Here is a 7071-nt window from a genome sequence, read left to right as displayed (position 1 = left end):
GCTGAAACTGATTTTTAGCATCTACATTCGAGCGAGAAACTACTACACTTTCAGGTACGGAATTAAACAGCTTTTTGATAAAAACGCGGACTGGCTCAATGTCACAATTGTTATCCAGATAGTAAGCACCAACAAAAGCTTCAAAGGTGCTACTGAGCAAATTTCGATTGGTAAAACCTCCCTCTTTAATTGTACCTATACCCAATCGCATTCTCAAGTCTAATCCAAGCTCGATCGCAAACCTTGCTAACTGCTTTTCATCTACCAAAGCTGCACGCCGACGGGTCATTTGATCTTCGGACATTTCTGGGTAAAGACGATAGAGATAATCCCCACTCAAAAAATTTAGCAACGCATCACCCAAAAACTCTAAACGTTCGTTATTTTCTTCTCCTTCGCCAGGATTATCGTTGACGTAAGAACGATGCGTAAGGGCTTGGCGCAATAATTTTTCATTGTTGAAGGTGGGGATTTTTGCTTCCAATTGTGTCTCTCCTTTCGGTGGGTTAATTAACTGCATATAATCCGTAGAAGTATTATCGCTTTCAGCGGGTATCGTTGTTAAGTTGGTAGTCATCAAAAAACGCCAATAATGAAGGTCGTGGAGAAACCCGGTTTCTCGGAGAAACCGGGTTTCTGAGAGGTATAGGAAGCAGAAGGTTAGGAACTTTAGGCAGCAGCTTTGTATTGCTCAATTAAAAACACTTGTTGTTCGTCAATTCGCACCTTCCCATCCTTTGCCGCAGCTTTAACAAACTTTGAAAACTTTGAAAATGTCTTTCCATCAGGTGTACGGATAGACTTTGCTCCCTGATACTGGGAAAAAAGCTGACGCATCAATTTGTCAATTATGGGAAATCGCGTAAGCTGACCTTTGGTTGGCGCAGTCTTGATAGCTTCAAGCAGACACTCTATAGCTTCATTGTAACCGATAATAGACAAAGTGGTATCTATTTGAGGCTGAGTTTTTTTCCCAACTAAATCAGCTAATTCATCTATAAAGTGGAATTCATCAGCAAGCTCAATCATCTTTTGTTTTACATTACCTCGTAGAGCAAAGATTATCACTTTTATGCCTAATTTTTGCAGATTACTTACTAAGTATGCAAAGTCTCCATCTCCTGAAACTAAAATAACTATGTCTGGAGAGAAAGTATGGGCATCCTTAATACAGTCAGCGATCAATTGATTGTCTGCGCTGTTCTTTAAAGAACAGGGAACATTAAAACCTTTAACTCCAGGAATTTTTAGGTTATCCATTACAAAAGCCTGGTTTGGACACAATGAATTATAGTAGACTTTTGCATCAATCAAACGCCCTATTGATTTAGCAAATGCTAGCAATAAAATGCCTAAATATTCACTTAAGTGAACATTCTGATAATCGGCATAGAGGGAAACAGAAGGTTTCATCTTGATTTCTCCAGTAATTATTGGACTGGACAGCATCAAGAAATCGCACATCTAGCTGCAACAAACCTTGTACAGGGAACTTACAAAAAATAAGATATCCCATATTGCAAAACTTGCAACCTACACATTTATCTGGTCAAAGTCTCAGCCGTAAGGATGATGAGATCCGGCCAAGGGTCGGCTTAACCGATTGCACGATTACTCGTGTCAAGTGGCGGAAAATTGATTGAGGAAACATGGAGAGAGATGGTACTATCTGCGATCGCATCTCTATTCCCAAGCAAATCACAAAGCGCATAAGACACAGGTAGTTTTACCCATGACCTATGCGCCATGTTAAATTCTTGAAAATACGATGCAGTCGCAGACAATATCATCCCTCTTCAGGTTTCCTCAATCAATTTTCCGCCACTTGGCACGAGTAATCGTGCAATCGGTTAGGCCGACCCTTGGCCGGATCTCACCATCCTTGCAGCTGAGGCCGCAACCAACATCAAATGTGTTTGTGGATCTTTTAGCTATCTTTTTCAGAGATAGCACAAACCCAGTTGGGTGTCAAGGATATAGTCAAATTTATTTTTTCGATCGCTGCTCCCAGAAACCCGGTTTCTCTAAGAAACCGGGTTTCTTTCCACTTTGAGTTAATTTAACCATTCAATTTTTGCGGAAATACTCTACTTAAATCCAAAGATAAATCGGGAAAACAAGGTAACGCAATTATCTGATTTGGTAAAACAATCCGCCTATTATGATAACCAAAATTTCCTTGACTATTCTGAAAAGGTTCGCTGTGAGCTTCCAACTGATTATCGAATAAATTAAATATCCAATAATCAGATATACCCGCCTCAGCATATAAGGACAATTTCACTTCTCGATCGTACTTTAAAGTAGAATCTGAAATTTCCATTACCAGCAACACATCAGATGGACTTGGATGAGCCGATAAATAGTCATCAGGACGGTTTTGGAGAATCGCAAAATCTGGTTCTGGTTCGCTGTTAGGCGGTAAAATAATCGGAGCCTGAGATTGTAAAGTTCCTCTGTCTCCCACCAGTATTGGTAGTTCTTTCCACAATTTTCTCAGACAAGTTTCGTGAGCCGTACCTTTTGCTGCCATCTCAATAATTTCTCCCTTAATTAACTCAATTCGATCGTCTTCATGGAAAAATCCAATTTCTGTCAGCTTGTGATATTCATCCAGCGTAAAACGCTTAGGCTTAGCCTGAGTTCTACTCATTTTATTTTCCTTCCAAGCACGCATTAATGTTATTTACATTTTAGCATAAGTAGGTTTTTATTGGTATAATTAATGTAAAAATAGAACCTTTTCCTAATTGACTTTCTAACTCAACTTTTCCGCCGTGTGCGTCTGCGATCGCTTTCACAATTGCCAACCCCAAACCATAGCCTTCGGAACGTCGGCGACTGTTAGCAACACGCGCAAAACGCTCGAAAATACGATCGCGATCGCTCGCGGCAATTCCTTCCCCAGTATCGCGAACCCAGAAACAAATATCGCCATTTTTGAAAGATGAACCGAGAGCGATCGCATCATTTTCTTTGGTATGTTGAACTGCATTTTGAGCCAAATTCATAATTGCTTGGGTCAAACGCTGACGATCGGCTAAAATTTCACCAGATGCTTTAGATTCCAACTGCCAATTTCGATCCCCTAAAGCTAAAGCTTTGACAAATAATTCTTCAGTTAACGTTGCCACTTCCAACGTCTCCAAGCTCAAAAAATCAGTACGTTCCGCTTTTGCTAACAACAACAAATCATTAACCAAACGATTCATTCGATCCAATTCATCCATCACCAGATCGATCGTTTCCCTTTGTTCTTCCGGGTCATCTCCCAACAATTCCAAATGACCGCGTATAATAGTAATAGGCGTTCGCAATTCATGCCCAGCATCATTAATAAAATTGCGCTGACTTGTAAAAGCAGCCTCCAGCCGTTCTAACATTTCATTAAACGTAACCGTCAGTTCCGCAATTTCATCCGCACCCTGTAGGGGAATGCGTCCAGTCAAGTCCGACTCGCTAATCGATCGAGCAGTCGCTGTAACTAAGCGCAAAGGAACTAACACTCTTCCTGCAACAGTCCAAGTCAAAGCCGAAGTAACACCTAATAAAATTAATGTCACGAAAAATATGACAGCCGTTACTTCATTTACCTTTTCCAAATCCTCATACATTGAATGAATGACAACAAACACTCCCCGAACTTTCCCCCCAATGATAACGGGTTCGGCCAAATAACGTATAGTATCATTTGCCGTGACTAGCTCACCTTTTTCGCGGCGGTTTAGTTGTCCCCAACGTTTTAATAAACTCTGATTATGTCGAAGTGATTCAGGCAAAGCAGCGGGACTGGATTTGTAAATTTTCCCGTTCATTAAACCGATAATAAATTCTCCGTCAGAGGGAATCTGACGAGATAAAAAAGTGTCAAATAAAGTAGAAACTTTGCAATTATTTCCCTGACATTCTTTTACTAATTGCTGAAATTGCTTTACCTCTCGAACGAGAACTTTTTTACCTCGTTCTTCTAAACGTACCGAGAGAACTTGACGGACAGCTAGTATAGAGATAGCACCCGATGCAGCCATCAGTATCAGATACCAAACTAGAACGCGGGTACGGATTCCGAAGAATAATTTCCGCCATCCCTGAAATTGTTTTGTTTTTATCACCACGGCTTTGAGAAGTTTTTTGGTGGGCATCGCCCACCCTACCTACTAAACAGCAGTTGTAGACTCAGATTCTTTGGGGGAGAAAAATTTCTGGGTTATCCAACTGGTGAAAATGTGAGAGAGCAATCCTAATGGGCCAGCGAATAAGCTAAGTACGATCGAATGAGTCGTAAAAACTCCTGTTTTTTGCCCTTCCCAGTAAATCCAGCGCCCCACAAACAAATCCATCACCAGAAAGTGAACCCACCCAACTGCTGCTGCATTCTCATCTGCAAAGAAGCGGGCGATATCAGCCAACTGAGGATTAGCTAAAGCTTGCGCCGATTCCGGTGTAATCGAACCGAAGAGCAAATACAAATACAGTCCAGCCAATACCACAAAAGGTATATAATATTCCATCACCTTGCGTGTGACGCCCCAGTTTGGTAGCAGAATCATCAAAGCCCAAAAGGGCAAAACGAAGAGATTAGCCGCACTAAATAGTTGATTTACCATCATCACGGATAACAGAGGGATCGTTTATATCTTACTCAGATCCAACGACAGTCCTTAGCGCTGGGCCAACATAGGGATTTTAGTGCCGCTGAGGATTGCGTTTACGCCCGATAAAGACTAAAATTTCATCCTATTGGGTGAACTTAGAGTAGGAGGTGGAAACCATCCCACGCTAGACAGCATAGTGTGATGCGTAAATCAAGATTTTCCTGTGAATCATATCACAGGGGATCGGTGGAAAAGAGGCTATAAGCCATAATATACCTACCGGCAGCTAAGCTGACTAGCTGTTCTATACCCATAGATACTCACAAAGGAGATAACCGCAATGGTTCTAGCTAACTTATTTATTCCCCCCTTGCTGGCAATCACCACCTTTTGGACTTTTATGCACACAAACGTAGAGCGACCGACCGCAGAAATTCTGGGCGTATTCGCGCTTGTGATTATTGGTATAAGTATCGTTTGGTTTCTGGTTTGTGCGCCTTGGTTTTTAAACCTCGGTATTGCGATCGTACTCTTCCTCAATAATAGGTATTAGATAGTAGGTATTAACGATAATTTTTATCAATACCTACTACCTACGGCGATTAAAATAATTAAACTACTTGCGATCGGGGGCTAACTTTGCAGCTAAGAATTAACTTCTTGATAGATGCTGCGATCGCCATCTGACGAAACTCGATCGGTAATAGTAGGAGGGCTTTTTTCAATAATTTCTGGCTCGACTACCATCAGATGTTTCTCTAAAAGCTCTAAGTTGCGGATATTCGATTTAAAATAGGCATCGAACAAATCGCCTACCAGAGGAACCGCACCCACTACAGCTTCCAAACCGATATTTAATATCATTTTGTACATAATTTCAGGCGGTAAGCCGAAACGCGCAGCCAAATAAATAATGTAAGCAGAAAAGGCTGTACTGACAATATCTCCAAGACCGGGAATTAAACCGATAATTGGATCTAATCCAAACCGAAAGCCTATCACTGGGATGCGGAAAGCGCTATCCATCAGGCGGCTGAATTTACGGATGCGATTTAAAGTTACAAGACGTTCGAGATTGTTCATATTTTCAATTTTTGCACCACAGACTTTCGTTAGTCTTGTACCTAAAGTAGGAATTATTTAAAACAATAATTTATTCTCCTTTATCTATTGCTTTTACCGATTCGGTAAGTGAAGGTGGCTTAGTAGCTAGGAAGGCTTCTAACATAACAGGAGGAATAGCTTTTGGGCGCATCGTTGCCAAGTTTACCCAGACCCAGGTTGCTTCTGCTTTCACCACTAAATCTTCTTTTCCTAAAATGCGAAGTTCGTAACGTCGGATGGCGCGGGAACCGCGTATTTCTTGCAACCAAGTAGTAATTTCTAATGTATCGCCAGCTACCGCAGGACGCAGATAGTCAATTTCCAGACGCCGCATTACGAATACTCCACCTAACTCGCGGTAGCGATCGACTGTAAAACCCATGTCTTCGGTATGTTCTATCCCCGCCTGTTCCAAGTAATGTTGGTAAACGGCATTGTTAACGTGACCGAGAGCATCCATTTCGTAGTGTCGCACCCGTAATTGTGTGGTGAATTTCTGCATAATTTCCCTTTGAATTTATCCTTCTCAGTATGTTTCCTAAAAACAGTTTAATTAAAGTTTGAGCAATTTTAACAAAGCATTCATCAGTTCAGGATTAGACGCCCCGATCGTAGTTGTAGCACTTACATCAAAAGGCTCACCTGTAAGTTGAGCAAATATTGCACCCGCTTCCTTCGCAATTAAATATCCCGGCATCACATCCCATAGATCGTAGGAATAAACCAAGTAGGCATCTGTTCTACCAACAGCCAAAGAAGCCAAATCGTAACAGGCAGCACCCCACATTTTTAATTGAGCTATACGATTAGCAATTTTTGCTATCCCCAACAATCTAATCCGATTTTTTTCAACTCTATCTCCATTTTTACTGAAATCGCCCATTGAAATAACAGCTTGATTTAATTCCACAGATGAATTGACAGATATTTTCCTACCGTTCAAATAACTGCCGTTATTGACATGGGCAGTATACATTTCCTCAAGTTCGGGCAAATAGATGGCAGCGATAACAGGTTGTTTTTTAATTAAGAGAGCTATTTGGATACCGTAAGTGGGGATTTTTCTGGCATAGTTATTAGTTCCATCTAAAGGGTCGATTACCCACGTCCTCTCATCCGTTAGTAACTCGGTGTAGGATTCTTCCGATAAAATTTTGTCGCCTGGGAAATTTTTAGATAATTTATCAATTATGAATGACTCGATCGCATAATCAGTAGAAGTCACTACATCGTATTCACCTTTCATATATATGTCGGCTGGTGCTTGTGGCTGCTTTATATATAAGTAGCCAGCTTCTTTGATGATTTGCGAAGCATAATCTAACTCTTCTGAATATGTATTCTTCATAAAAAGCTGTGAGTTTTTGCAGTG

9 protein-coding genes are annotated in these 7071 nt (G+C 41.0%); 1 reads left to right on the top strand and 8 read right to left on the bottom strand.

Going from position 1 to position 7071, the window contains the following annotated elements; all coding sequences use genetic code 11:
• From H6S82_RS01645 to H6S82_RS01625, 5 genes are all read right to left on the bottom strand, one after another.
• The coding region (locus H6S82_RS01645; RefSeq protein WP_242056764.1) for a ribonuclease III domain-containing protein at positions 1 to 577 on the bottom strand (577 nt) is incomplete at its 3' end.
• Between the two features lie 92 nt (positions 578 to 669).
• Positions 670 to 1413 (bottom strand): NYN domain-containing protein, encoded by a 744-nt coding sequence (locus tag H6S82_RS01640; RefSeq protein ID WP_199315229.1) that lies wholly within the window; start codon positions 1411 to 1413, stop codon positions 670 to 672.
• A 646-nt stretch (positions 1414 to 2059) separates the two neighbouring features.
• Positions 2060 to 2653 carry a Uma2 family endonuclease gene (locus H6S82_RS01635; protein WP_190464113.1) on the bottom strand — a complete coding sequence of 198 codons (594 nt, stop codon included), beginning with the start codon at positions 2651 to 2653 and terminating at the stop codon, positions 2060 to 2062.
• Positions 2654 to 2693: 40 nt separating this feature from the next.
• A complete protein-coding gene (locus tag H6S82_RS01630) occupies positions 2694 to 4142 on the bottom strand; it encodes an ATP-binding protein (RefSeq protein ID WP_190464112.1) in 1449 nt (482 codons plus the stop codon).
• Positions 4143 to 4157: 15 nt separating this feature from the next.
• Complete coding sequence (locus H6S82_RS01625) at positions 4158 to 4610, bottom strand: ABA4-like family protein (protein ID WP_190464111.1); 453 nt, start codon at positions 4608 to 4610, stop codon at positions 4158 to 4160.
• Positions 4611 to 4935: 325 nt separating this feature from the next.
• On the opposite strand from H6S82_RS01625, the gene H6S82_RS01620 reads away from it, so the two are divergent.
• Entirely contained in the window at positions 4936 to 5148 is a 213-nt protein-coding gene (locus H6S82_RS01620; RefSeq protein WP_190464110.1) for a hypothetical protein, read from the top strand.
• Between the two features lie 92 nt (positions 5149 to 5240).
• Here the strand turns inward: H6S82_RS01620 and H6S82_RS01615 are convergent, their stop codons facing one another.
• From H6S82_RS01615 to H6S82_RS01605, 3 genes are all read right to left on the bottom strand, one after another.
• Complete coding sequence (locus H6S82_RS01615; RefSeq protein WP_190464109.1) at positions 5241 to 5678, bottom strand: DUF4112 domain-containing protein; 438 nt, start codon at positions 5676 to 5678, stop codon at positions 5241 to 5243.
• A gap of 70 nt (positions 5679 to 5748) precedes the next feature.
• Positions 5749 to 6201, bottom strand: coding sequence for a thioesterase family protein (locus H6S82_RS01610; protein WP_190464108.1), 453 nt, complete (start codon positions 6199 to 6201; stop codon positions 5749 to 5751).
• Positions 6202 to 6252: 51 nt separating this feature from the next.
• Positions 6253 to 7047 carry an inositol monophosphatase family protein gene (locus tag H6S82_RS01605; protein ID WP_190464107.1) on the bottom strand — a complete coding sequence of 265 codons (795 nt, stop codon included), beginning with the start codon at positions 7045 to 7047 and terminating at the stop codon, positions 6253 to 6255.
• Positions 7048 to 7071 lie beyond the last annotated feature (24 nt).

The organism is Planktothrix sp. FACHB-1355, from assembly GCF_014748295.1.
GTDB classification, from domain to species: Bacteria; Cyanobacteriota; Cyanobacteriia; order Cyanobacteriales; family Aerosakkonemataceae; genus Aerosakkonema; species Aerosakkonema funiforme_A.
Note: the sequence above shows the minus strand (reverse complement) of the source record. Positions and strands in the feature narration are given on the sequence as shown.